Source organism: Liquorilactobacillus mali, assembly GCF_001437155.1.
Lineage (GTDB): Bacteria > Bacillota > Bacilli > Lactobacillales > Lactobacillaceae > Liquorilactobacillus > Liquorilactobacillus mali_A.
Map to the genome: position 1 here is coordinate 1 of NZ_JQAR01000031.1, position 25318 is coordinate 25318.

24 protein-coding genes are annotated in these 25318 nt (G+C 33.7%); 21 read left to right on the plus strand and 3 right to left on the minus strand.

Features of this window, described 5'->3' with window-relative positions; genetic code table 11:
* From IV36_RS10285 to IV36_RS10335, 11 genes are all read left to right on the plus strand, one after another.
* Window positions 1-689 (plus strand): ABC transporter ATP-binding protein (locus tag IV36_RS10285; protein ID WP_156648664.1); only part of this gene is annotated, 689 nt, incomplete at its 5' end.
* A gap of 23 nt (window positions 690-712) precedes the next feature.
* The gene (locus IV36_RS10290; RefSeq protein WP_056992269.1) at window positions 713-1690 is read left to right on the plus strand and encodes an ABC transporter ATP-binding protein; all 978 of its coding nucleotides are present in this window, start codon (window positions 713-715) and stop codon (window positions 1688-1690) included.
* Window positions 1690-2649, plus strand: a complete 960-nt coding sequence (locus tag IV36_RS10295; RefSeq protein WP_056992271.1) for an ABC transporter permease — start codon at window positions 1690-1692, stop codon at window positions 2647-2649. Before IV36_RS10290 ends, IV36_RS10295 begins: the two co-directional genes overlap by 1 nt.
* A 12-nt stretch (window positions 2650-2661) precedes the next feature.
* Entirely contained in the window at window positions 2662-3600 is a 939-nt protein-coding gene (locus IV36_RS10300) for an ABC transporter permease (protein ID WP_056992273.1), read from the plus strand.
* Between the two features lie 80 nt (window positions 3601-3680).
* Window positions 3681-5480, plus strand: coding sequence for an oligopeptide ABC transporter substrate-binding protein (locus IV36_RS10305; protein WP_056992306.1), 1800 nt, complete (start codon window positions 3681-3683; stop codon window positions 5478-5480).
* A 206-nt stretch (window positions 5481-5686) separates the two neighbouring features.
* Window positions 5687-6406, plus strand: a complete 720-nt coding sequence (locus tag IV36_RS10310) for an alpha/beta hydrolase (RefSeq protein WP_056992275.1) — start codon at window positions 5687-5689, stop codon at window positions 6404-6406.
* A 111-nt stretch (window positions 6407-6517) separates the two neighbouring features.
* Window positions 6518-7927: a C69 family dipeptidase gene (locus IV36_RS10315; protein ID WP_056992277.1), complete on the plus strand. Its 1410-nt coding sequence runs from the start codon at window positions 6518-6520 to the stop codon at window positions 7925-7927.
* A gap of 101 nt (window positions 7928-8028) precedes the next feature.
* On the plus strand, window positions 8029-8412 hold the full coding sequence (locus IV36_RS10320; RefSeq protein WP_235810311.1) for a zeta toxin family protein: 384 nt from the start codon (window positions 8029-8031) through the stop codon (window positions 8410-8412).
* A 191-nt stretch (window positions 8413-8603) separates the two neighbouring features.
* Window positions 8604-9428, plus strand: a complete 825-nt coding sequence (msrA, locus tag IV36_RS10325; protein WP_056992278.1) for a peptide-methionine (S)-S-oxide reductase MsrA — start codon at window positions 8604-8606, stop codon at window positions 9426-9428.
* 25 nt (window positions 9429-9453) lie between these two features.
* Window positions 9454-9855, plus strand: a complete 402-nt coding sequence (locus IV36_RS10330) for a GNAT family N-acetyltransferase (RefSeq protein WP_056992280.1) — start codon at window positions 9454-9456, stop codon at window positions 9853-9855.
* A gap of 82 nt (window positions 9856-9937) precedes the next feature.
* Window positions 9938-10342, plus strand: a complete 405-nt coding sequence (locus IV36_RS10335) for an HIT family protein (RefSeq protein ID WP_187328450.1) — start codon at window positions 9938-9940, stop codon at window positions 10340-10342.
* Between the two features lie 47 nt (window positions 10343-10389).
* On the opposite strand, the gene IV36_RS10340 is transcribed toward IV36_RS10335, so the two are convergent.
* The gene (locus IV36_RS10340; RefSeq protein WP_056992285.1) at window positions 10390-12759 is read right to left on the minus strand and encodes a phosphoketolase family protein; all 2370 of its coding nucleotides are present in this window, start codon (window positions 12757-12759) and stop codon (window positions 10390-10392) included.
* A gap of 205 nt (window positions 12760-12964) precedes the next feature.
* On the opposite strand from IV36_RS10340, the gene IV36_RS10345 reads away from it, so the two are divergent.
* The 8 genes from IV36_RS10345 to IV36_RS10380 all read left to right on the plus strand — a co-directional run bounded on the left by IV36_RS10345 (window position 12965) and on the right by IV36_RS10380 (window position 17698).
* Window positions 12965-13192, plus strand: a complete 228-nt coding sequence (locus tag IV36_RS10345; protein WP_056992287.1) for a helix-turn-helix transcriptional regulator — start codon at window positions 12965-12967, stop codon at window positions 13190-13192.
* Window positions 13176-13589 carry a hypothetical protein gene (locus IV36_RS10350; protein WP_056992288.1) on the plus strand — a complete coding sequence of 138 codons (414 nt, stop codon included), beginning with the start codon at window positions 13176-13178 and terminating at the stop codon, window positions 13587-13589. Before IV36_RS10345 ends, IV36_RS10350 begins: the two co-directional genes overlap by 17 nt.
* 47 nt (window positions 13590-13636) lie before the next feature.
* Window positions 13637-14155 (plus strand): HAD-IIIA family hydrolase, encoded by a 519-nt coding sequence (locus tag IV36_RS10355; protein WP_056992291.1) that lies wholly within the window; start codon window positions 13637-13639, stop codon window positions 14153-14155.
* Window positions 14156-14331: 176 nt separating this feature from the next.
* Window positions 14332-15198 carry an ABC transporter ATP-binding protein gene (locus IV36_RS10360; protein ID WP_056992308.1) on the plus strand — a complete coding sequence of 289 codons (867 nt, stop codon included), beginning with the start codon at window positions 14332-14334 and terminating at the stop codon, window positions 15196-15198.
* Window position 15199: 1 nt separating this feature from the next.
* Window positions 15200-16063, plus strand: coding sequence for an ABC transporter permease (locus IV36_RS10365; RefSeq protein ID WP_056992293.1), 864 nt, complete (start codon window positions 15200-15202; stop codon window positions 16061-16063).
* A 6-nt stretch (window positions 16064-16069) separates the two neighbouring features.
* The gene (locus IV36_RS10370; RefSeq protein WP_056992295.1) at window positions 16070-16522 is read left to right on the plus strand and encodes a LytTR family DNA-binding domain-containing protein; all 453 of its coding nucleotides are present in this window, start codon (window positions 16070-16072) and stop codon (window positions 16520-16522) included.
* Between the two features lie 18 nt (window positions 16523-16540).
* Complete coding sequence (locus IV36_RS10375; protein ID WP_056992297.1) at window positions 16541-16948, plus strand: DUF3021 domain-containing protein; 408 nt, start codon at window positions 16541-16543, stop codon at window positions 16946-16948.
* A 93-nt stretch (window positions 16949-17041) separates the two neighbouring features.
* Window positions 17042-17698 carry a DUF998 domain-containing protein gene (locus IV36_RS10380; RefSeq protein ID WP_056992299.1) on the plus strand — a complete coding sequence of 219 codons (657 nt, stop codon included), beginning with the start codon at window positions 17042-17044 and terminating at the stop codon, window positions 17696-17698.
* 185 nt (window positions 17699-17883) lie between these two features.
* Here the strand turns inward: IV36_RS10380 and IV36_RS10385 are convergent, their stop codons facing one another.
* Window positions 17884-19059 (minus strand): hypothetical protein, encoded by a 1176-nt coding sequence (locus tag IV36_RS10385; protein WP_056992300.1) that lies wholly within the window; start codon window positions 19057-19059, stop codon window positions 17884-17886.
* A 629-nt stretch (window positions 19060-19688) separates the two neighbouring features.
* Between IV36_RS10385 and IV36_RS10390 the strand changes: the two genes are divergently transcribed.
* Window positions 19689-20675, plus strand: coding sequence for a glycosyltransferase family 2 protein (locus IV36_RS10390; protein WP_056992310.1), 987 nt, complete (start codon window positions 19689-19691; stop codon window positions 20673-20675).
* A 12-nt stretch (window positions 20676-20687) separates the two neighbouring features.
* On the plus strand, window positions 20688-22382 hold the full coding sequence (locus IV36_RS10395) for a 6-pyruvoyl-tetrahydropterin synthase-related protein (RefSeq protein WP_056992302.1): 1695 nt from the start codon (window positions 20688-20690) through the stop codon (window positions 22380-22382).
* A gap of 232 nt (window positions 22383-22614) precedes the next feature.
* Here IV36_RS10395 and IV36_RS10400 read toward each other — a convergent pair whose 3' ends face one another.
* Window positions 22615-25161, minus strand: coding sequence for a YfhO family protein (locus IV36_RS10400; protein WP_056992304.1), 2547 nt, complete (start codon window positions 25159-25161; stop codon window positions 22615-22617).
* Between the last annotated feature and the right edge of the window lie 157 nt (window positions 25162-25318).

A 25318-nucleotide genomic window follows, 5' to 3' on the forward strand; every position in this document is an offset into this window, starting at 1 on the left:
CAAAATTCGGTTTCTCGTCCTATTTGCTTATACAGAGGCTAGTTATGTCACAGCCTCATCATACTGATTTTTCAGCGTCAGAGAAAGACGAAAAAGCTATTAAGTTATTAGATCAAGTCGGAATTGTTGATCCTAAAAGAGTTGCAAACATGTTTCCTCATGAATTATCTGGTGGAATGAGGCAACGTGTGATTATTGCAATTGCCATAGCTTGTAAACCAGATTTATTAATTGCCGATGAACCGACAACAGCATTGGATGTTACGATACAAGCCCAAATTTTAGATTTGATTTCAGATATTCAACATGAAAATCATAGTGGAGTTATTCTAATTACGCATGATTTGGGTGTAGTTGCTGAAACGGCTGATAATGTAGCGGTTATGTACGCTGGACAGATTGTTGAAAAAGGTACAGTGCAGCAAATTTTTAATAATCCTCAGCATCCTTATACAAGATCATTGCTCCGTTCTATGCCTCAAAATGATGGGATCAATGATGATTTATATGTTATTTCTGGAAGTGTACCTTCGTTAGAAAATCTGCCGGATCATGGTGATGCATTTGCTCCGAGGATTCCATGGATTCCCACTTCACAACATGAAGAGGAGCCTATGATGCATGAGGTGGAAAAAGGACATGAGGTAAGGTGCAGTTGTTATAAGTATTTTTATTTTCCAGATGAATAGTGTATTGAAAAGGAGGGGTGTTGATGAATTTAATAGAAGTCAAAGATTTAAAAGTACATTTTCCTGTAAGAAGTGGTTTTTGGAATCGAATTGTAGATAACGTCAAGGCTGTAGATGGAGTTTCCTTCGAAATAAAAGCGGGAGAAACTTTTGGATTGGTGGGTGAATCTGGATCAGGTAAAACGACAATTGGGAAAACTCTTGTTGGATTAGAGGGAGCTACGTCAGGGAGTGTTCTTTTCCACGGCCAAAATATTGTAAGAGAGAGTAGAAAAAGTCGACGTGATTATAATCGTAATGTACAAATGATTTTTCAAGATTCAATGTCTAGTCTTAATCCTAGAAAAAGAATTGAAACAATAATTGCAGAGCCTCTTCGTAATTTTGAAAAGTTGTCAGCAGATGAAGAAAAGATAAAGGTTCTTAAGTTACTAGAAATTGTCGGATTAGACTCTGATGCATTATATAAATATCCTCATCAGTTTTCGGGAGGCCAAAGGCAGAGAATAGGCATTGCGCGTGCTGTTGCTACTAATCCTGAGTTGATAGTTGCAGATGAACCTGTGTCAGCATTGGATTTATCTGTACAGGCGCAAGTGTTGAACTTTCTAAAAAAAATTCAAAGAGAATTCGGAATATCATATTTATTCATATCCCATGATTTAGGTGTTGTTCGTCATATGTGTGATCGAATTGCAATTATGAATCGAGGAAGACTAGTTGAAATTGGTACAAGAAAGGATATTTATGAGAACCCACTACATATTTATACTAAAAGACTTTTAGCTGCAATACCTAAGATTGATGTAACCTCTCGAAGTGTGAATAAGGAAAAAAGAATTCATATAGAAAAGGAATTTAATGAAAAAAGAGATTTATATTATACGAAAGAGGGAGCCCCTTATCCGCTAAAAAGAGTATCAGAAAGTCACTATGTTGCTTTGTCCCCTGAGTTTATTACTGATAATAATATTAAACTTTTTGAGGAGGTGGCTAAATAATGTGGAAAGTTATTTTAAGAAGAATTCTTATAATGATTCCTGAAGTTATTTTGTTAAGTATTTTAGTTTTTGTACTAGCTAAAATGATGCCAGGTGATCCATTTACCGGTTCTATCAATCCAAGAAGTAGCCCAGCACAAATTCATCATCTAATGCAAATTAATGGGTTGTATGATCCTTGGTATCAACAGTATTGGAATTGGGTAGTGCATCTATTTCATGGAGATTTAGGACAAAGTTATCAATATCACGAAGCAGTGTCTACATTAATTGGGGAAAGAGCAATCAATACATTATGGCTTTCCATCTTCACTATGGTTTTGACATACCTGATTGCTATACCGTTGGGTGTCTACGCAGGCAAGAATGAAGGTAAATTACCTGATACTATAATAAGGATTTATACTTATGTGACCTTCTGTATTCCTTTCTTTGTTATTTTAGTCGTTGGCCTTTGGATTTTTGGATACGTATTAAATTGGTTTCCTACAACTGGGTCGATTTCTGCTACCTCAAATGGTTTTTTCAGCGGGCTTGGCTCTCGACTATATCATATGATACTTCCTGGTTTATTGGGTGCTTTGTTTGGAACTGTTAATATTGTTCAATATTTGAGATCTGAAGTTATTGATGCTAAACACTCAGATTATGTAAAAACCGCCAGAGCTAAAGGCGTACCAGAGAAAAAAATATATAAAAATCATATTTTGAGAAATTCTCTTTTACCTATTGCTGCATTTGGTGGGTATTCAATAACGGGCTTGCTCAATGGATCAATTTTTACTGAAAGTATTTTCTCGTATCCCGGGATGGGTCTTTTATTCATAAATTCAATTAGTTATAGAGATTATACTGTTATAACTGCTTTAGTGTTGTTATTTGGAATATTGAATTTGTTAGGCACCTTGCTTTCGGATATTATTTTAGGCATTGTTGATCCAAGAATAAGAATCAAGTAAGGAGGTTAATCAATGAATGATAAATTTATTCAAGAGATTGATTCTAAAGAATTGAGCAGATTGACTAAAGATGCTGAAAAAAGTGCTGCACCATCTGCAGGAAAAATTCTGTGGCGAGAATTTAAAGAAGATAAACCAGCACTTGTTGCTTTAGTTTTAGTTGTTGGCTTTATATTATTTGTTATAATCTATTCTTTTTTTATAAATGTCAATGATTTAATGAAGACAGACATAATGGATTATTTAACTCCGCCTCTGCAAGATGGATTTTTCTTAGGCAGTGATACCAGTGGTAGATCTATCTTTAAAGAATTAGTTGTTGGTTCAAGAAATTCGATAGGTATTGCGATCGGACTAACTTTAATTTCTTCAACATGGGGAATTGCTTGGGGACTTATTTCAGGTTATTTTGGAAGTTTTATTGATTGGACTATGCAACGTGTGTACGATTTTATGATGATGTTACCTATGACAATGATGATTATTGTTTTAGTGACAATTATTGATAAGTATAATGCTGTAACTTTGACATTAATATTTTCTTTCTTTTATTGGCTTGGTACATCAAGATTGATTAGATCTAGGACGCTTTCGGAGGCAAAGAAGGATTACGTTGCTGCCTCAAAGACATCTGGAACAAGTTCATGGAAGATAATTTTTTTGAACATATTGCCTAATATTTCTTCTTTAATAATAATTGATACAACACTTTCTTTTGCTGAAAATATTGGGGTAGAAACAGGGCTCTCCTATTTAGGATTTGGATTGCCAGACAATACACCATCGTTAGGTTCATTAATTGCAAATGCGAACGATCCGAATAACATAACACAGTATTGGTGGACTTGGCTTCCGGCAGCTCTTGAGATTATTATTTTATGTTTGGCTATTAGTTACATAGGTCAAGTTATTAGACGTTCAGCCGATTCGACTCAGCGCCATTCTAAATAGAATTAATTATAAATTGGGGAGGTGGTTCGTTTAGTATGTGGCACAAATTGGTTCTTAATGTTAATATGGGAGGAATGTTCATGCATAGTAGTAAGGGGAAAAAAATAATAGCAGTAGCTGCGTCAATGTTAATGGGGTTAACTTTGACTGCTTGTTCAAGCTCAAGTAGTTCAAATTCAAGTAGTACAACGCAAGTGAATTTAAAAGCAGCCTTTAATAATACTTCAAAAACCAATGCTTCAGCAAACAGCAAAAGTACATTGAAAGTTGCAGAAGCAAATGATTCTCCATTTGAGGGAATTACTGATCCTATTTTACAAGATAATATGGAGGATCAGGATGTGTTTTCACCAGGTGGAGGAGACTCTTTATTTAATGTTGATAACAATTATAAAATTATTGATGGTGGGTTAGCAAACCTTAAATTAAGTAGGAAGTCCAAAACTGCAACTATAACGATCAGAAAAGATGCGAAGTGGTCAAATGGAATGGCAGTTACTGCAAAAGATGTTGAATATGCTTATGAGGTGATTGCGAACCCTAAGACAACTTCTTCGCAGTACTCTTCAGACTTTGAAGCCATAAAGGGTATGTCAGAATACCATAATGGAAAATCAAGTACGATTTCAGGATTTACATATCCGAATGGGCAAAATGGTAAAAAAGTTGTTATACATTTCAGCCGTATGTCACCAAGCATGCAATATTCTGGAAATTCATTCATTTGGGGTACAGTCGAACCTTATGAATATATAAAGGATATTCCAATTGCTAAACTAGCTTCATCTGCGAAGTTGCGTAAGAGTCCAATCTTTACAGGTGCTTATAAATTAAATAAAGTAGTTGAAGGTGAATCTACATCATGGACACCGAACCCTTATTATTATGGTAAGAAACCATCTATTAAAAATATTGTTGTTAATGTTGTTTCAACAAGTAATATTGTAAAAGCTATCCAAACTAAGAAATACGATTTTGTATTAGGCGGATTAAGCGGTCAAGATTACAAACAATTAAAGAGTCAAAAGGGCTATGCAGCAGTTGGTCAACCTGGTCTATCATACAGTTACTTTGGATTTAATCTAGGACATTATGATACGAAAAAACAGAAGAATGTTATGGATAAGAATTCAAAAATGGCAAATGTAAAATTGCGTCAAGCAATGATGTATGCTCTTAACCTAGATCAACTTAGCAAGAAATTTGGTAATGGTATTTCATGGAGAGCTACAACTTTGATTCCACCTATTTTTAAGAAATATTTTGATAAATCTGCTGTAGGTTTCCCACTGAATATTAAGAAAGCTAATAAGCTTCTCGATGATGCGGGTTATAAGAAAAAAGGCAAGTGGAGAGTACAACCTAATGGTAAAAAACTGACAATTTATTTTGGTGCTATGCAAGGCACAGCTGTTCAAAAAGCAGAGTATCAGGATATGTTGCAACAGTGGCATAAAGTTGGTCTGCATGTTGTCTTAGCCTCAGGTAAACTTATGGAAATGAATAGTTTTTATGATACACTTCAAAAACCCGTTCAAAATAAAATTGATATCTATGTAGCTGCATGGGGATTATCCTCTGAGCCAACACCCACGCAATTATACGGTGTAGATGCTGTCTATAATATGGGGCATTTTGTTTCAAAGAAGAACACAGAACTGCTAAATGAAATGAATGGCTCAAAAGCATGGAACTCAAACTATAGAGTTAAGGTCTTCAAGGAATGGCAGCAATATATGAACAAACAGGCCGCTTATGCTCCAGATACATTTAGTTACACATGGGGACCTGTTAACAAGCGTGTTAAGGGTTATGATGTTAGTCCAAAGAACAATGAATTTTGGAGTAGCCTTTCATTGACATCCACTAGCATGAAGTAATTATAGTATAGTTAAAAGATTTTGACTTCTAAGTAAAATAATGGAGAAGAATCATTCATTTAATAAGCCTCAGAAGCAGATGAAAGTCTGCTTTTGAGGCTTTTAGGGTACTAAATATTTTTTAGAAAGTAGTGATGTGTATGCATAATGAATTATTCAAAACAGATTTGTGAAACTATAAAATTTCGGTGCGTACAGGAAAAACTTTGATAGTCTTTTTGAGTGGTGCAAGTGGCTTTGATACATTTGATAACTTCGTTCCTATAATCACAAGACTTCCTAAGAATGTTGGTATTTTAGCAATTGACTATCTAAATTCAGGATTGAGTTCATTAACAAAAAAAGTTTATGTACTTGAAGAAGACATTACAAATTTAGCAGCAATTATCGAGAAGCAGACTGCAAAAAAAGTGATTATTGTTGCACATAGTATGGGTGGAATATTGGCATTACCAATTGCTAATAGGATTAAGAACTTCAACGGATTTATTGGAATTGAACCAACAACAAGAGAAATTTTTTTTAATCCGCCTCAGGAAAAAGGCTATGTTGAACAAGCAAAGAAATTTAAGAATATGACTGAAGAACAATTAATTACTAACATGCAAAGGCAAACTAAAAAGAATTTCTCAAAGGAACAAAATAAATTATTATGGAAACATTATTATCAAGATGATCAAAGAGATTCAGAAAGTAAAAGCGCTCAGCAGCAAGAAGAATTGATACAATCCGTTTCTAAATATGAAAAAATAAGATTCTCACAAGAGATTCCAGTGACTATTTTCACTCAAAAATTCAGAAAAGAAGAATATGAACGTTCAGAATATACAACAGATAAGACTAAGATAATTTGTGTGGGTGACAACCATTATTTGTTTTGGGATTTTCCCGAACAAGTTGCTGCCGAGATTATCAAATTGATTTAAAAATAATTCTAACTATTAATTCTTAGTTTAACTCTTAGTCTTATTTCATTTTTTCATGTCAGAGTTAGTAGTATAATTGTAACCATAAATACAAAGGAAGTGCAGTTGGCAATGGCAAAAAGAATACATGGTTCATGTACAACAATTTTAGTTGGAAAGAAAGCATCAATTGATGGGTCAACAATTATTTCGAGAAATGATGATGGTCATGAAGCACTTGATCCACAACGTTTTGTAGTTGTAACATCAGGTGAACAACCACGAGATTATGAATCCGTAATTAGTAAAGTAAGTATCAAATTACCAGATAATCCGTTGAGTTACACTTCTATTCCAAATGCAATATTGACAAATGGTACGTGGCCAACAGCTGGAATTAATAGTGAAAATATTGCAATGTCAGCTACCGAAACAATTACAACTAATCCGCGTGTTTTGGGAGCAGATCCATTCGTTCCTGGTGGAATAGGTGAGGAAGACCTAGTAACGTTAGTGTTGCCTTATATTCATAACGCCCGTCAAGGTGTTAGACGACTCGGTGAGTTACTTGAAGAATATGGTACTTATGAACCTAATGGAATAGCCTTTTCAGATAAAGATGAGATTTGGTGGTTAGAAACAATTGGTGGACATCATTGGGCAGCCAAAAGAATTCCTGATGATGCATATGTTGTTGCACCTAATCGGATGAACATTGATGAATTTGATTTTAATTCGGAAGATACGATGTCATCGGCTGATTTGGAAGAAATGATCAATAAATATCATTTGAATCCAGATTTTGATAAAGTTAACTTGCGTCATATCTTCGGCAGCTCATCAATCAAAGATACAGTATATAATAATCCGCGAACGTGGTATGGGCAACGTTTCTTTAATCCAGATAATACAAGTGATCCAATGGATCAGGAACAACCTTTTATCTGTCATGCAAATCGTAAAATTTCAATTGAAGATGTCAAGTATGTTTTAAGTTCACATTTTGAGAATACAAAATATGATGTCTATGGTTCGGGGACAGAGACAGAAAAAACACTGTTTAGACCTATTGGCATCAACAGAAACCATAATGTGCATATTTTACAAATTAGAAATGATGTTCCTTCTGAATTAGCGGGAATACATTGGCTGGCCTTTGGAGCAAATACTTTTAATACAGTTGTTCCATTTTATGCGATGGTTACTGATACTCCAGCAAGTTTTAAAGATGCGGATGGAACGTTTAATCTCAATAATATGTATTGGCTGAGTTGCACGACTGCGCTCTTAGGGGATACTGATTATGATTTTTACGTTGATATGCGCAATAGTTATGAATTAGAAGCTATGAGTATTTATCGTAAAATCCAAAACGATACGGATAAATATTTTAATGGTAAGAAAGATGAAACTGTAAAATACCTTGAAAATGCTAACCAAAAGCTTGCAGATGAAGCTTTAAGATTGCAAACCAAGTTATTGGGAGAAATGGTGATAGCTGGTTCTGAAAAAATGAAGTTAAGATATAATTTAAATGACTAATTGCATATGGCAATTTACAAACAGCAACGTGCTTGCAAAATTAAAAACATCTTACTAATTAATTTGCATAATGCAATACACAGTAAAAGAAGGATGGAGATTTGAGTAAACCTGTTCTAATTGTACTTCGTGGAAATTCAGGATGTGGAAAAACCTACTTGGCAAAGAAAATTCAAAATTATTATGGAACAAAGAATAGTTTTCTGATTCAGCAGGATATTATTCGAAGAAATATTTTGCATGCAGATGATCATGTGGGTAACCCCTCAATCAAATTAATGGCAAAGATGCTCGAATTTGGAAAACAAAACTACCATATAACAATACTTGAAGGAATTTTGAGGAAAGATGTTTATTCAGAGATGCTCATGAAGGCAATTAATGAATTCAATGGAAAGGTTTTGTTCTTCTATCTAGATATTTCTTTTGAACAAACCGTCAAAAATAATAGCAAAAAAAAGTTTCATTTACACCTGAACAGTTAAGAAGCTGGTGGCGCGAAAAAGACTATTTTAGCAAGCATGACATCATAATGAAAGAAAATTGTAATGATAATAATGACCAAATAATTTTAAAAAAAGTTGCTGAATTAATGATATGACAATGGTTATTAAGTAAAATTATAAGAAGATGCTACAATACTTTACTTTCAAAACTAAGCGAAAGTTGGGAAAAAATGAAGCGGTCCGATATAACTTTAGATGAGATTTATAACCTAATACTAAACGTTGCGACAAGAGAGTGGGAAAGAAAACAACTGCTCAAGTGTAAATTAGAGATTGAGAATGGAACAGACAAGGAACAGGCATTAGGAGAACTTGAATATCGTTTGAGGCCACTTGCGGTCCGCAATAATTTAACACCCGATATAACTGATTTTTATGCAAAACTTTCTGGAGAAAAACAAGATATTGAATCTTTTGATTTAACGAAGCATTTTGAAGATGATGGACCAGATATTGAGCGTGCGATTTTTGCTGGAGGCTGTTTTTGGTGTATGGTCGAACCATTTGAAACTAGACCTGGCATCATCGCGGTCATTTCCGGATACACTGGCGGTCAGAGTAAGAATCCAACCTATGATGAGGTCAGCAGGGGAACTTCTGGACATGTCGAGGCAGTTGAAATCATCTACGAAAAAAAAGTGATCAGTTACCAGGAACTAGTAGAATTATATTGGCAGTTGATTGATCCTACTGATGATGGTGGACAGATTAACGATCGTGGTGCTAATTATCAACCAATAATCTTTGTTAGAGATGAAGAACAAAGGAAGGTCGCAAATGCTTCGAAAGAAAAGCTTGAACGATCAAGAAAATTTACCAGACCAATTGTAGTACCAATTCGTAAAGCAGAAAAATTTTGGCCAGCGGAAAACTACCATCAAGATTTTTATAAAAAGAATCGAGTACGTTATCGAAGAATTGAGAATTCGCGTAAGCAGTATTTAGCGTATCTAAAACTTAAAGGGTGGTTAAAACGAAAATTTAACAAAAAGTAACCCTTTAGGAAAGGAAGCAAATAACTTGATCACTTATTCAAATAATAAGGAAATAACTGCAAAACAACTGGCAACGTTATTTGCTAACTCAGGAATACATCGACCAATTGAAGATTTACCTAGGTTGGAAAAAATGATTAGAAATGCTTCCGTAATCTGGACTGCTTGGGATAATAAGCAGGAGTTAGTTGGAGTTGCAAGGGCCATCACAGATTTTAGCTATGCTTGTTACCTCTCAGATTTAGCAGTTGATAAAAAATATCAAAGACAAGGAATTGGTAAGCGTTTGGTTGAGGAATTGACTAAACAAATCGGGCCAGATGTTTCTTTAGTATTATTAGCTGCTGAATCAGCAATGAGTTATTATCCAAAGTTGCAATTTGAGAACGTCGATAATGCTTTTCTAAAACGGAGAAGGGCCTTTTAATAGATTCTTGAAGGACGTGATATTTGTGACAAAGCAATGGTTTGAGGACCGAATAGGATCAGCCCTTGCCGGAACTAATCCCATGGTAATGGCCGAATTAGAGGGTGGAATAGCCGTTTTTGGAGATACACAATTTCTTGAAGGATACTCAGTATTGCTACCAAAGAAAGAGGTTAATTCGCTCAATGAGCTAAATTTGACTGAACGTACACTTTTTTTAAGGGACATGAGCATTCTAGGCGACGCCGTAATGCAGGCAACAGATGCTGTCAGAATTAACTATGATATTTTAGGAAATACTGACAACTTTTTGCATGCACATGTTTTTCCGAGATATAAAGAAGAAGAGCCTGAAAAATTAAGAAAAGCTGTATGGTTATATAGTGCAAATCATTGGAGTGATAAAAAATATTTGTATGATTCTAAAAAGCATGCAATGGTTAGAAATAAGATAACAATGTTTTTGAAAGAATTTGAAATTGAATAAGATAAAAAAAACACCGACGAAATTGTCAGTGTTTTTTTAATTGATTATTATTTAATAGGTTTCCATTCCCAGTTTTCAACTTCAGGCAAGTCGACACCTTCGTCACGGATGAATTGATGATGTTTAGCAATAATACTGTCCATTTTAGCAACAAGTTGACCATATTTTTCAGCATCTGGTAAGCTTAACACAGCTGATTTCGCAAGGTCAAAGCGATCCATTTGATTAAGAACACGCATATCAAACGGTGTCGTAATATCTCCATTTTCACGATAGCCGTGAACAAAAAGATTACGATTATGACGGTCAAAGAATAGATCACGGATGAGTCCTTCATAACCATGGAAAGCAAAGATTACAGGGCGATCTTGAGTAAAGTACGCATCAAATTCTGAGTCACTTAGTCCACGTGGATCTAGTTTTTGACTGCGTAGTTTTAACAAGTCAACTACATTGATGAAACGAATTTTTAATTCAGGAATTGCTCCGTGCAAAATCGAGATAGCTGCAAGACTTTCCAAATTCGGTTCAGTTCCAGCTGCAGCAATTACTAAATCAGGTTCGGCATTATCATCGGTTGAGGCCCAATCAATAATTTTAAGACCATTATCAACTAATTCTTTTGCCTCAGCCGCAGAGTAGAACTGTTGACGTGGGTGCTTCGAAGAAACAATCAAATTGATTTTTTCACGGTCATTCAATACGTGAGCCATCACAGCTAATAAACTATTAGCATCAGCCGGCAAATATTCACGAATAAATTCTGGTTTCTTATCAGCCAAATGTCCTAAAATACCAGGATCCTGATGGGTATAGCCATTGTGATCCTGCTGGAACACTGTTGAAGTTGCAATAACATTCAGTGAAGGAATCTCACTACGCCAAGTTTGTTCTTTGGCTTTGCGCAACCATTTAAAATGTTGTGCAAGCATAGAATCAACGACGCGTAAGAATGCCTCGTAACTGACAAACAGTCCATGTCTTCCTGTCAATGCGTAACCTTCTAACCAGCCTTCATCTTGATGTTCTGAAAGTTGTGAATCGATCACACGACCTTCAGGAGCCAAAAATTGGTCAAAGGGTTCATTGATGTTTTCAAGCCATTGACGATTTGTAGCTTCAAAAACTGGTGAAAGGCGATTCGACATTGTTTCATCAGGTCCAAAAATTCTGAAGTTTTGATTTTTTGCGTTTAGTTTGATTACATCACGCAAGTATTTACCAAGCACGGTCATATCCTGTGCAATCTCTTGTCCTTGCTTTCCAGTATCAATTGCGTAATCGCGAAAGTCGGGTAGAATCAAGTCCTTGATCAAGCTGCCAGGATTTGTATGAGGATTTGCTCCCATACGTTGATTTCCTTTTGGAGCAATTATTGCAATTTCTTCTTTTAACTTGCCGTTCTTGTCGAATAGTTCTTCTGGACGATAGCTTTTAAGCCATTCAACTAATTTATCTGCATGCTGCATATCATTTTGATCTACAGGAATTGGAATTTGGTGAGCACGGAATGATTTTTCAATTGGTTCACCATCCCATTCCTTTGGACCAGTCCATCCTTTTGGTGCTCGGAAGATGATCATCGGCCAACTTGGAAGGGTAGCATCGTTATTATCACGTGCATTTTTTTGAATTGTATGAATACTTTCAATTGCTTTATCCAAAGCCTTTGCCATGGCAGGATGCAATTTCTCCGGATCATCTCCTTCAACCAGAATTGGATCCCATCCCATTCCGTGGAAATATTCTTGCAGTTGTTCATTAGTTTGACGTGAAAGAATTGTTGGATTTGAAATTTTAAATCCATTCAAGTCAAGAATAGGCAAGACTGCACCATCATTAATGGGATTGATGAACTTATTTGATTGCCAAGATGTGGCAAGTGGACCGGTCTCAGCTTCACCATCACCAACAACAGCAGCGACTATCAAGTCAGGATTATCAAAAATCGCACCTACAGAGTGAGATAATGAATAACCTAGTTCACCACCTTCATGGATTGATCCTGGTGTTTCTGGTGCAGCATGTGATGCGACTCCGCCGGGAAATGAAAATTGCTTGAATAGTTTCTTCATTCCAGCAGTGTCTTGTGTGATATTTGGATAAATTTCTGTATAGCTGCCATCCAAATAAGAATTTGAGACCATGACCTGACCACCATGACCAGGCCCTTCAACGTAAAACATGTTTAAATCATATTTATTGATGACACGATTTAAGTGGGCATAAATGAAGTTTTGCCCAGCAATTGTACCCCAATGCCCGATAGGCTTTACTTTTACATCGTCAGCAGTTAATGGACGATCAAGTAAAGGGTTGTCTTTTAAATATAGCTGTCCAACAGATACATAGTTAGCAGCACGCCAAAAGGCATCGACTAATTTCAAATATGCGGGTGATGAGTAATCTTGAGTCATTATAGTTATCTCCTTAAGATTGAGTTTAATCTTCTTGTTCATACTTTTATGATAACGTAAAGCAGCTTAAAGTCAACTTAATTATACTTTGGTCCGTACCAGAAATATTGAAAAAATAACTTGCGTAAAAATTTTGTTTACTATAAAAAATATGTAATGTATAATTTACATAAGTAATATATATATTACGATTGAAGGTGCAAAAATGAAAAATCATAATAAAGTTAAAATTTTTCGAATTGAGTCTGAATTAACGCAAAAGGAACTTGCGAGCAATGTAGGTGTAACAAGACAGACAATGAGTCTAATTGAAAAAGGGGAATACAATCCGACAATTAACCTTTGTTTAAAAATATGTTACCAGCTTAACAAAACGTTAGACGAAATTTTTTGGATAGATGAAGGAGAGATACAGCATGAAACAAGTAAATGATGAGCGTTTAAAAATCGAATATCTTAAAAGTATTAAGCAGGCCTTTTTAGTTGAAAACCTGGTTCTCTTGATATTCTTGGTTGTACAAGCATATGACAGTAAAAGTATTTTTGATTCAGTCCTTTCCTTTAATAATCCACTTTATTCGGTCTTTATGATTGGCATGATTTCATTTGGAATATTAAGTCAGAAAGTCACGGCAGCAATGGATGATAAGCCAAAAATGGGAAAAATAAAATTATTTGTTATTTTTTTAATTACTTTTGTAATTGCTAATTTATTTTTCTATGTAGTTATGATACCTAGAAATGCATTTATCTCTACGGTTTGCGGCTTATTCATTGCGCTTGTTGTCATTGGAGTGATTTTATTCAATAATCATTATCGTGATATTTAATTACACAATAAAACTGAACCTAAGATTTTTTCTAGGGGGTAGAATAAATGATTACTACTGTATTTATAGACAGGGATGGAACTGTTGGTGGAGATGGTCATTTCCAATCTATCGAAGAGTTTAGACCTTATGATGGTTTTACAGAAGCAATCGAATCATTGAAGCAAGAAAATATTGCAGTTTACTGTTTAACAAACCAAACACATATTGATTTTGGCGATTTAGATTATCACGACTTTGAAAAATCAATGTTAAAAATTGGGTTTAACGATGTTTTTGTTTGCCCCCATACTGAATTTGAAAATTGCAAATGTCGTAAACCGAAACGGGGATTGATTGAACAAGCCTATAAAAAATATGATTTTCTTAACGAATCATCTGTAATTATTGGGGACAGTTACAAGTCTGATATGTTTCTCGCCGATACCGAGAAAATTCTAGGTATTCATGTTGCAACAGGTAGGGTTGAATCTGAGAATGACTATCACTTTGACAATGTGGTTGAAACTAACGATGTAATTTCGGCATGTGCTTGGATATTGGAAAATAGAAAAGTAAAATTCTGATTTTACCAGTGATAGATCGACTGTAAAAATAATGGTACTGACAATCATTTTTTAATGGATTTTCATCTACAGATAAAAACACCTTATCCCTTTGAATGCACTTCTTGTCCTTAATTCAAACAATTACTACTTCTTACTTGTTATATTTAATAAGCAAAAATAGGAGCGTGAATATGATGAAAATGGTTACAAATGGTTTGACTAAAAAATATGGTCAAAGAACTGCAGTTAATAACCTTAGTATTGAAGTTCCTGCACATTCACTAGTTGCTTTTTTAGGGCATAATGGTGCGGGTAAGTCGACAACAATCTCAATGCTAATCGGAATCTTAAAACCAACTTCGGGAAAGATTGAGTATTTAGATGATAGCGGACAAAGAAGAAAGCCAAGGGTAGGTGTTGTTTTTCAAAATAGTGTTCTTGATGAAAAATTAACAGTTAATGAAAATTTGATTTTACGTGCGAAAATGCAGGGTATGGAATCAGTTAAAAATATTGCAAAGTTCACTAAATTACTTGGACTAACAAACTTCAGCAATGAACTTTATGGCAACTTATCGGGTGGTCAAAGGAGAAGAGTTGATATTGCACGGGCATTGCTGAATAATCCAGATTTTTTATTTTTAGATGAACCAACTACGGGGCTAGATATTCAGACTAGATCTGCAATCTGGCAATTATTGAGTGAGTTACGAGAAAAAAACGATTTGACAATTTTTTTAACAACTCATTATTTGGAAGAAGCCGGAGATGCTAGTCTGGTTTATATAGTCGATCATGGCAAGGTAATTGCCAAAGGTTCAGCACAGTCGATTATTGCCGAAAATACGGCAAATTATCTGGAAATCGAAACTAATGAAAAATTAATATTACCCGCAGACTTTCAAGAGTTAGGTTTAAATTTGTATCGTAAGATTGATATTTCTGTACAAGATGCAATTGCGTTCTTACATGTAAACCAAAAAGCAATCACGCATTTTGAGTATCATAGGGGAACACTTGATGATGCATTTATGAATTTAACTGGAAAGGAGCTGCAATAAAATGCTGCCACTTATTCAAAGAAATCTAAAACTGTTTTTTCGTAATCGTGCCGGAGTTTTTTTCTCACTTTTAGGTGCGTTGATCTCATTTGTATTGTTTATTATATTTTTAAAAGCAAACATGCTTGATTCATGGAAACAATTGCAGCATCCCGCAAGAATGCTTGATCTTTGGGTGATTGGAGGCACATTGGCTGTGACAGGTATTACAACAACCTTGAGTGCATTATCGAGAATGGCATCTGATTCAGAACGTCATGTGTACGAAGATCTGATTTTAACAGGTTTAAGTCGCCTGAGGATTCAAATTAGTTATATTGTGTCAGCAACAATCATTGGAACAGTACTCCAAGTGGTGCTCTATTTGATAATGATTTTTTATTTCAATAAAATTGATGGAACCCAAATTCAATGGTCGATCAGTTTGCAGTTGCTTATTGTTGCAATTTTGTCTTCATTTTCGGCGGCGCTGCTTAACTTTGTATTAGTCTTTTTCATGCGCAGCGTTGATACCGTTGGAAAATTTTCTTCGATTGTTGGTGCAATGTCTGGTTTTCTGGTGGGAACATATATTCCAGTGGGTGTATTGCCGGAATTTGCGCAAAATCTCGTCAAGTTAACTCCTGGTGCTTATGTAGCATCAATCTATCGACAGTTGTTAATGCATGATATACTGAAAAATATTAATACAAATATCTTAGATGACTTGAAGAAAAAGTTAGGTGTTGGAATTACTTTGAATGGACATCTAACAACGCTTGGTCAGGACATGGCAATAGTTGTTGGTGTTACACTAGCACTGTTGTTAGTAGTTGTTATTATTAATATCCGTTATCAAAGAAAACAAAAAGTCAGTATGGAGTGAATTTATATGAATGTCCGATTCGAACAAGATGATACGCTGCAAGATGAGATTGATGTTGTTGTAAAAGCAAGCAGACAAAGTGATGAAACAAGGACTTTGATAGAGTATATTAAGCGAGCCGGCCAGAAATCAAGTAAGATAGTTCCAGTTAAAACGGCTGATCGCATCATAATCATTAAGGTAGAAGATATTATTTTAGCGGATGTACAAAAGGACACATTAACAATTGAAACAGTCACAGATCAGTATGTGTTGCAGGAAAGATTGTATAAATTCATGCAAAAGCTTCCCAATGAAATATTTGTTCAAGTATCAAAACATGCAGTAATCAACATTGATTATTTGATTGCTCTTGAAGATAGTTTTGCTGGGGCAATGACTGCACGGTTAGAGAAGAACTTGCGTACCAGTGTCAGCCGCAAGTTCTTAGTCGATCTTGAAAGACATTTGGGATTATAAGGATGAGAGGTGATCGGAATGCTGAAGTTCTTTAGAGATCTAACAACTTCTTTTTCAATAGGAGTAGGTTTTGGCGCAACTATATATCTTTTATTTATTGCTTTTGAGATAGAACCTAACGCTACGACATTAAGTATTTTGAGCGTGTTAGTAATTAGTGGTCTAATCGGAATATTATCTTTAATTTTCGAAGTAGCTGAATGGCCGTATCTGATAGAGTTATTTATTCATTTCTTAGGTACCTTTTGCTTAGTAGTGCTGATGGTTTGGATAAATAATTGGCCTATCTGGCAAAGATTCATCAATTTCTTCTTAACCTTTGTCGGAATCTATTTGATTATTTGGTTCATATTGAAATTGGAAATCTCTGAGAATGTGAATCGGGTAAATCAAAAACTACAAGAGCGCAATAAAGAACGCAGGTAGTTTTTAATTTATTAGAAATTAATGTTGTTTAGACACATTCATTGAAAATGGTTAGAATAAGGATAGATATCAATTTCAAAATGAGTGTGAAAAATGACAAAAAAAGCAATTCAAATATATATAAATTTTAGTTTTATTTTAATGATTCTTGCTATTTGTAGGGAGATAAGTTTGCCCGCAATCCTAGGAATTTTTACTACTGGCAAGCATGTAGCCTTATTGAGTGATTTTGGCGCTCCTGGCATGCCAACTAGGCATCTTTTTAAGCAGTGGGAACTGATTGATGGGATATTATTTATTTTAGGTACTCCTTTTTATTATCAATATTTGAAACCTATCAATAAAAAAAATGCTAAATTATTTGTATCACTTGTAGTCATTTATGGAATTGGTGATTGTATTTTTTCAGCATTGTTCGATTATTCTGGAAGTTATTTTGCCAATTGGCATAGTTGCCTGCATGCGTTTGGTTCACTAGTTGGTTGTGGTTCTTTGTTTATTGCTAATTGTTTACTTATTTTGCTACTGCTGTTTGATAATCAATTGCAATTTGTAAAGCTGTTCGCTGGTACTCAACTTATCAGCATTATAGCTTGTGTACTATGCCTATTCTTAGAATCCTATCCTTTGATAGCAAGTACTTTACAAATAATTGGATTATATGGTCTTTATATACCATTATTGGTTTTAGGATTATTTGTTGGTTTCAAAAATCTAAAAATATGGGTTCTTCGTGAGTTGAAGCTGTGAGTAGGGCTATGTATCATGACATTAATGTCATTAATAAGTTAGTTGGTTTTTATAAATATTACTAGGATATTTTTTTCTGCTGATAACTAGCTGAAGCTGATAAATTAATCATTAAAATAATTTTATACGGAATAAATAGAGGAGCTGGTTCAAAAGTCATATTTTGAACCAGCTCCGGTTTTCACTTAAGTTGTCATTTTTAGTTGTCTTTTCGAATGATTTTCCTCAACCTTAACATACGCGAATGCGGCTGTTAAAACAATATTATAAGAGGCTTCAACTAGGTGTTGATCAATAGCCGAACTAATAATTGCTAGTAGCAAAAAGGCTAGAAGAGAATAAGAATTTAACTTGTGAAGCTTATACAGCAGGTAAAAAATGAGTAGTAAAACAAACACAGACATAAGAATTCCTGAAATCACTAAAAGACGAATGTATGAAGAATCAACATAAAAGTAGTCTGCAGGAGGATGTGGTTGAATAGTTCCGTTACTTATCTCAATGATGTGTTTACCGAACAACGAGACACCATGTTGCTTCAACGCGATAGATCCAAAAAATAAACGGTTAGATAACAAGTGATTTAGCACTTGCGACCAAAGCCAACGTGGATTGTAGGTGTAGGCTAATAGAATATTGATAAAAATGTAAAGAGACACAAAAATAGCTAATCCACGAAATTTGATTACATCAATCAGATGTTCAAACCATACGGCTTTTAGTCCAATCAGCCAAAGCAGCAACATTAATGCAAAGTCTAGTCGAGAATTTGTAAGTACAAAAACAATCCCGATCAATCCCAAACTAATCAAGTGTTCAAATAGTTTGAGATGCAGCTTACGCCATGCGTAGTAAGCTGTCATTAAATAGAAGATGCGGGCAGCAAAGTCAGTAGGAGTCAAAAAACCTAATGACAGACGCAAAACATATTTGTTATCAAGTCGTGTAGTAATTTGTTCTGGAATAACTTTGAATACACAGGACATGATTACTATAAAGACACAGAATAACTCGACTCCAAGATAAGTTTTTAAAATATTTTCAAAATCTACATCATACGCACCAATAATAAAAAGCGAATAATAAAAAACATTAGAATCATGAGAAACTCTTGTTGTTAGATAGAAAACAATAAGGAGTCCAAAGGCAATTACTTTATTTCTAAAAACTAGATCATCTAATATAAAAAACTTAAAGCCAACCACTAATGCTATGATCTTTGTAAAGAAAAAAAGCTGATTCATGGTTACTATCTTTGGTACAAAGTAACTAAGTTGGATAGTCATTAAAAATAAAAAAAGTGCTAGACAAATTATATATATATTACTGCGTTGTTGTTTTAAACGATAAAAAGTCGACACAGTTTCTCCCCCGATTCAAAAACGATATAATCCCTTCACTATTGTACTCTAAATTATCAAGACTTTCATTTTTTCGATATTAAATTAATTACAGTATAGTTATTAAAAAATTTTGTGGGCAATTTAAGACTAGAGTTAAGCAGAATGAATTCAAAATAAAAAGGTCTGATAATTCTAATGACCAGTATAAATGTACTGGGCTTTAGGTTACAACATTTGCTTAATTATCTAACAATCTTTGTTAAGTAATATGCTAATGTTAACCTTGATTAATATTATATAGCAAAAAGCCATAATGATTAAAAAAATTTTTACATTTCGATAGTTTTTAAAAATCAAATTCTGTATTAATTTTTTACGCATATATTTATTTTACATTTTGCATATTGAACTTATTGTGTTGAAAAGAATACAATTGAGGCAATACTCATATAACACTTTTGTGCACTAATTAAAAATAGTAGTTGAAATATCTTGATGTTATAGTTATTGTTAAAAGGTATTTATTCGTAGCATAGACGATGAGGGTCGTATCAATACTTTTGGGGGGGTATTTAATTGAGAATACGTTATAATAATTTTCATTGATATTGCAAGGAAAAATTAATATATATATTATAGATTGGTGGATGAATATGAGCGTGTATAGCGATCAACTTCTAACCATTGTTGTTCCTTGCTACAATGAACAAGAAGTTTTACCGGAAACAGTTAAAAGACTTGGGGAAGTTCTAAAAAAACTTGTTGATGAAGGTAAAATTGCGGCACAAAGTAAATTACTTTTTGTCGATGATGGGAGTAAGGATGAAACGTGGGGATTAATAAAAAAGTTTGAAAAAGATTTTGAGTATGTAACAGGGATAAAATTTAGTAGGAATTTTGGACATCAGAATGCTTTACTGGCAGGTATGACAATAGCTGTAAAATATTCTCAGATGATAATTACGATTGATGCTGATTTACAGGATGATATAAACGCTATCTATGAAATGATTGACAAATATTATGAAGGTAATGAAGTTGTATATGGAGTGAGAAATAGTCGTAAAACTGATACCTTTTTTAAGCGACAAACTGCAATGGCATTTTATAACGTGATGGGTAGATTAGGAGTTAGTTTGGTGCCTAATTCTGCAGATTATCGTTTACTTAGTCAAAGGGCCGTAGAATCTCTGCTTGATTTTAAGGAGCGCAATCTTTTTTTGAGAGGCATGGTTCCATTGATAGGATACCAGTCTGCCAAAGTTTATTATGCTCGAAAAAAACGTTTTGCAGGGAAATCAAAGTATCCTTTGAAAAAAATGATTAAATTTGCTTTTGACGGAATTACTTCATTTTCGACAGTTCCAATCAGATTAATTACAAATTTAGGACTATTTATTGTTGTAGTAGGCATCATTTTATTTATTTATTCGATTATACGTAAAATTGAGGGTAATGTTGAAATCGGTTGGACCTCATTAATGGCTTCAATTTGGGTAATCGGGGGCATTCAATTGATTTGTCTTAGCGTGATTGGAGAATATATCGGGAAGATATTTAAAGAGGTAAAAATGCGTCCACGATATACCATTGAGCAAGATGATTATTCAAAAAAGTTTACAGAAGATAATTAAAGGAGATTTATAATGTTTCGTTATAAACTAAAAGATGCTACCTATATGCAAACGATATTAAAAATAACAGGTATTTTTATATCATTTTGTATATTGAGTTATTTATTTGTTCAACCCTTATTAACTAAAGGAATGATTTTCAACGGTGATGATGCTTGGTATCAAATAGACAGAATTTTTGAGATTAAAAGAAATTTAGCTCATGGCGTTTTTATGCCATTTATGTATACTTTTACCTTTGGTCAAATTGCATTTCCGCTAGGAATTTTTTATCCGCAAATAACAATTTCAGTAATTTCAGTAATTACTTTTTTCTTTAAAAATGCAGTTACAGGTGTATATGCAGGGATAGCTTTTTTTACGCTTATCACCCTAATAATTACCTATTACACTTTACGAAAACTAGGAAAAAGTAGCAGTTCGGCTTATGTCGGTGCAATATTATATGCGTTTGCAACGTATCGAACTGTTGACGCCTTCTCACGTTTTGCTATGGGTGAGTATCTTGCAATGACTTTCTTGCCATTGTGTTTTTATGGTCTTTATGCAATTTTAAGCGGGAAAAACAAAGACTGGCCTTATTTGGCAATTGGCTTCTCGTTCATTCTATTGTCTCATGTTCTTACTGCATTTATCATAGCAATTGTTTTGTGCATTATCCTGATATTTAATCTAATATTACAAGATGATCGGATTAGAAAGTTTCAGTATTTAATGACAGCAGGAGTAGCTACAATTTGTAGTTCAGCAATTTTTTTATTTCCTTTTATTGAACAACGATTATTTCAGGCTTATAATATTCCGACTCCGACAAACTTAGCTAAAAATGCACAGACCTTTTCAGGAATGGTAACTTCGGCTCTTGAGAATAGTGTACAAAAAAATCTTGTTGCGTCATATAGTGTTGGATTAACATCAATTATTATTATTATTTTAGGTGCTATTTTTTTCAAGAATTTAAAATCTTTTGAAAAGTTAAGTTATATAATTGCAACTGTTGTATTTATATTTTCTTCTGCTCTTTTTCCATGGTCTCTATTGCAATCCACACCTGTAATGGTTATCCAGTATACATTTAGGTTATTAGCAATTCCCACTCTACTGTACGCAGTTGTAGGTGCGGGGTTATTTGATTTGTTCCTGAATTCCTATGATAAAATATCTAGAAGAAATTTTGTTGTTTTTATTATGGTATTAATAGGAATTCTTTCTTGTTGGTATTCAAGTATGCAAAAATTAGCAACTGAGTCACAGTATGTTGCAGCTCCTGCAATGACTAATGACGGCAATATTTCTAACGGGACTATGTATACAGATCAATATACACCTAAACATGCAACTAAATTTTTGAATGATTTTATTAAGCATGTAGCTATTATTGATAATAAAAAGGTAACCTTAAAAAAAATCAAACCGAGTGCTAATCAGTTAGCATTTACGGATAAAAAAGTTAAAAATGCAGAGAAAATTGATTTACCAGTTGCATATTACAAGAATTATGTAGCATATCGAAATGGGAAAAGAATCCAAGTTAAAAAGAGTACCAGAGGATCCATGTTAGTTGAATCCAAAGGTAAAGGTGCTATTACAATAAGATATAAATATTCAGTGATTGATTTTCTTGGGGCAATACTTAGTGTACTTACATGGGTAGGTTTTGTAGTCTGGTTTGTAAGAGCTAAAATTAGAAAAAATGTGATTGATTAGAAAGTTATGCAGGGAGTTAATTTAAAATAAATAGCTATGTAAAAAAGATTGTAGTAAGAAACTTCATGCCACAATCTTTTTTGTATACCTATATCTATTAAAATGTCAAAAAATATATTAAGAATTTCCGAATGAAGCTTTTTATTAGGGGTCAATACTCATCTCGCATCGCATACAATGGCATACATTTATTATAAAAGTTTGAATAGAAATGTATCTTTTTACTCGGTTTCTAAATATATTTTTTAATAATTATCAAATACATAATTATTAGGATTATTGATAAAATGGATATTATTATCCCTAATCCCAAATATGGAGTTTTGTAGGTCATGGATATTTTGTTATTTCCAGCCTTAATAGGCAATCTCATAAAAGTACCGGCAAAAACTTGAGGGTGAATGACTTTATCATTTACTTTAACTGTCCAACCACGTTCTACGGAGATTGTAGAATAAAGGTAAGTATTTTCTTTAGAATATATATAACTGCTGATATTACCATTTTTAAAGGATAGTTTTTGCGATTTTTGCTGTATTTCTCTTGTAATCTTTTTTAGTTTTTGGAGATTTAGACTATAAAACTGCTGTGTCGTAATAGCACTTTGCTGAATATTTGTATTAATTGTTACCTGTTGTTGTCCATTTCCAGTAGGGATATAAAAAAGTGAAGGTGAAAGCCATTTAGCATAACCAGTAGAATAAACGTTATTGACATTTATCTGATTGCCATTATTGGACTGACTCCAAATTATATTGCCATAAAGCTGCAAATTTTTTTTATTTTTAGAATTTAAAATATAACTAATTGTACCGTTAGGATTTGTACGAGTTGTATGTTGTACGGGTTCATAAAGATCAAGTTTTTTTCCAACTAGTTCGGTATAGAAACTGTTAGTATATTCAAACGTATTCCAAGTATTTAGATTAGCAGTTATGTTCGTAGGGTTAGTAAATGCCAAGGGAAGATAGTAAGGATTTTTGTAAACTGTCTTACCATTTACTTTCTTTATTGATCGGACTTTATGCAATCCATTAATTTTATAATCAGAAAGGATATACTTTACACCGAGCAACGAATCCGAAGCGAGGACTGGAGAGTTAACGATACTCATACGCTCCTGCTCAGTTCTGTGTCCCAGTAAACTGAGTAGCTCAAGCTGTTTAGGATTCATATTCGATACATAACCAGCAGGAGACCAGTAATTAAATGCTAATGCCTCATTATAGTTTGCTGTTAAATTATCTTTTGTTTTTTGTCGACTAGATGTTTGCAAAATTCGATAGTTTGACGAATCATATTTTTTTAATGCATCGATTTGTTTTTGTTGGCGAGAAACATAGCCTTTATAGTATGAAATGTCTGGGTTTGTGGAAATTAACCATAATTGTTTTGCATTTAAACCAAGTTCAAAAATAACAGAGAAGATTAGTCCCAATGTTACTAGTTTTTTTAATTTTGAGTTCTTCAAGGAAATACTAAGTAAAAGTAAAAATGTTGTTATTATAACCGTTATTAAAGTCGCTTTCAATTGGTTAATGGTTATATAGTTCTTGAATTGGTAAAGCAATATTAGTATTGCCGCAAATGAAAAACATCCCTTAATAATATCCATACGGTCTTCTTTATCAAAATGAAGATTTGAGAAATATTCAGCAGCTACAAATATTAAGAAAAAGCTTGCTACATAACTATAACGATACCAATAACTATCGACTTGTTTCATAAGGGAGAACAACAATGAAAGTGGCATCCAATAAATAATAGCTAGTACAATAGCAGTCATAGTTAGTATAATTATTTTTTTGTGTGTGGTAACTCTGTGAGATAAGATAGATGCAAAGAGTGCTACGATAGGCAAACTACCACAATAAAGCGCAACCCCATCTATAGTACTTGAAGTCCCAATTGAATATTTTTCAATAGTCGTTAGAAAACTACCATTGAATGCATTTTTTAGTAAGCTCCAATCAAAAGCTCCACGTGCGCCATTTTTAAGAGCATAAATTGTTGGTAAAAGAAGACATGCACTTAGCATCAAACCAAGAAATGACCAAATAACAAAGATACCAATTTTTTTAGCAAAGGATCTTAGTTGATGCTTAATGGGTATGTTTTCTGGAGAAAGAGTAATTTCAAATAATAACCAGAAACAGGAAAAAAGTCCGTTGATAATTCCTGTGTACCAGTTGAAAATTAATGATAAGCCTAATGAAATAGCAAGAATACAAGAGGATTTTCCCCGAGATACTTGCCAAACACCTAGTAAAATAAGTGGTAACATATAGACCCCATCGAGCCACATGATGTTGTTGCTTTGTCCGATGTTATACTGCATGAATCCATAACAAAGAGAAAGAAGAATAATAAAAATTGTTCTTAGTTTATTTTTGAAACGAACTCTTAAATAATAGCTAAAGGTTGCTATTGAAAGTGCCATTTTTATCGCAACGGCTAAATCATAAAAACTATTTAATGAACTTTTACTGAAAAAAACTACTAATAGATTGACTGGTGACGAAAGGTAGTAACTAAGCAAAATGATGCTGCTACCACCTAGAGAATTACTAAATGAATAGTTGAGGCTATTTTTCCCTGAAAATATATCCTTTAAATATGAAAAAAAATCTAAATATTGTATGTTTGCATCTGCCACAACTAAACTTCTATTTCCAAAGGGTGCAATTCTCAGAAGAATAAAAAAACAAAATATTACTATAATTCCAGCAATACCTAAAACTAAACTTTGTAAAATGAGGTGCAACGTTTTATTTTGCATATGTATTCGGCTCCTATATTGTAATAATCCTTATAAAGTTTATCATGTTGGGGTAAAATGTAAATACTCAAGTCAATAACTACAAGTTTTAAGGATATTAATTTGCTCCTATGTCAATAAATGGCACATCTTTTTCTAAACACTCGTTCTAATTCTG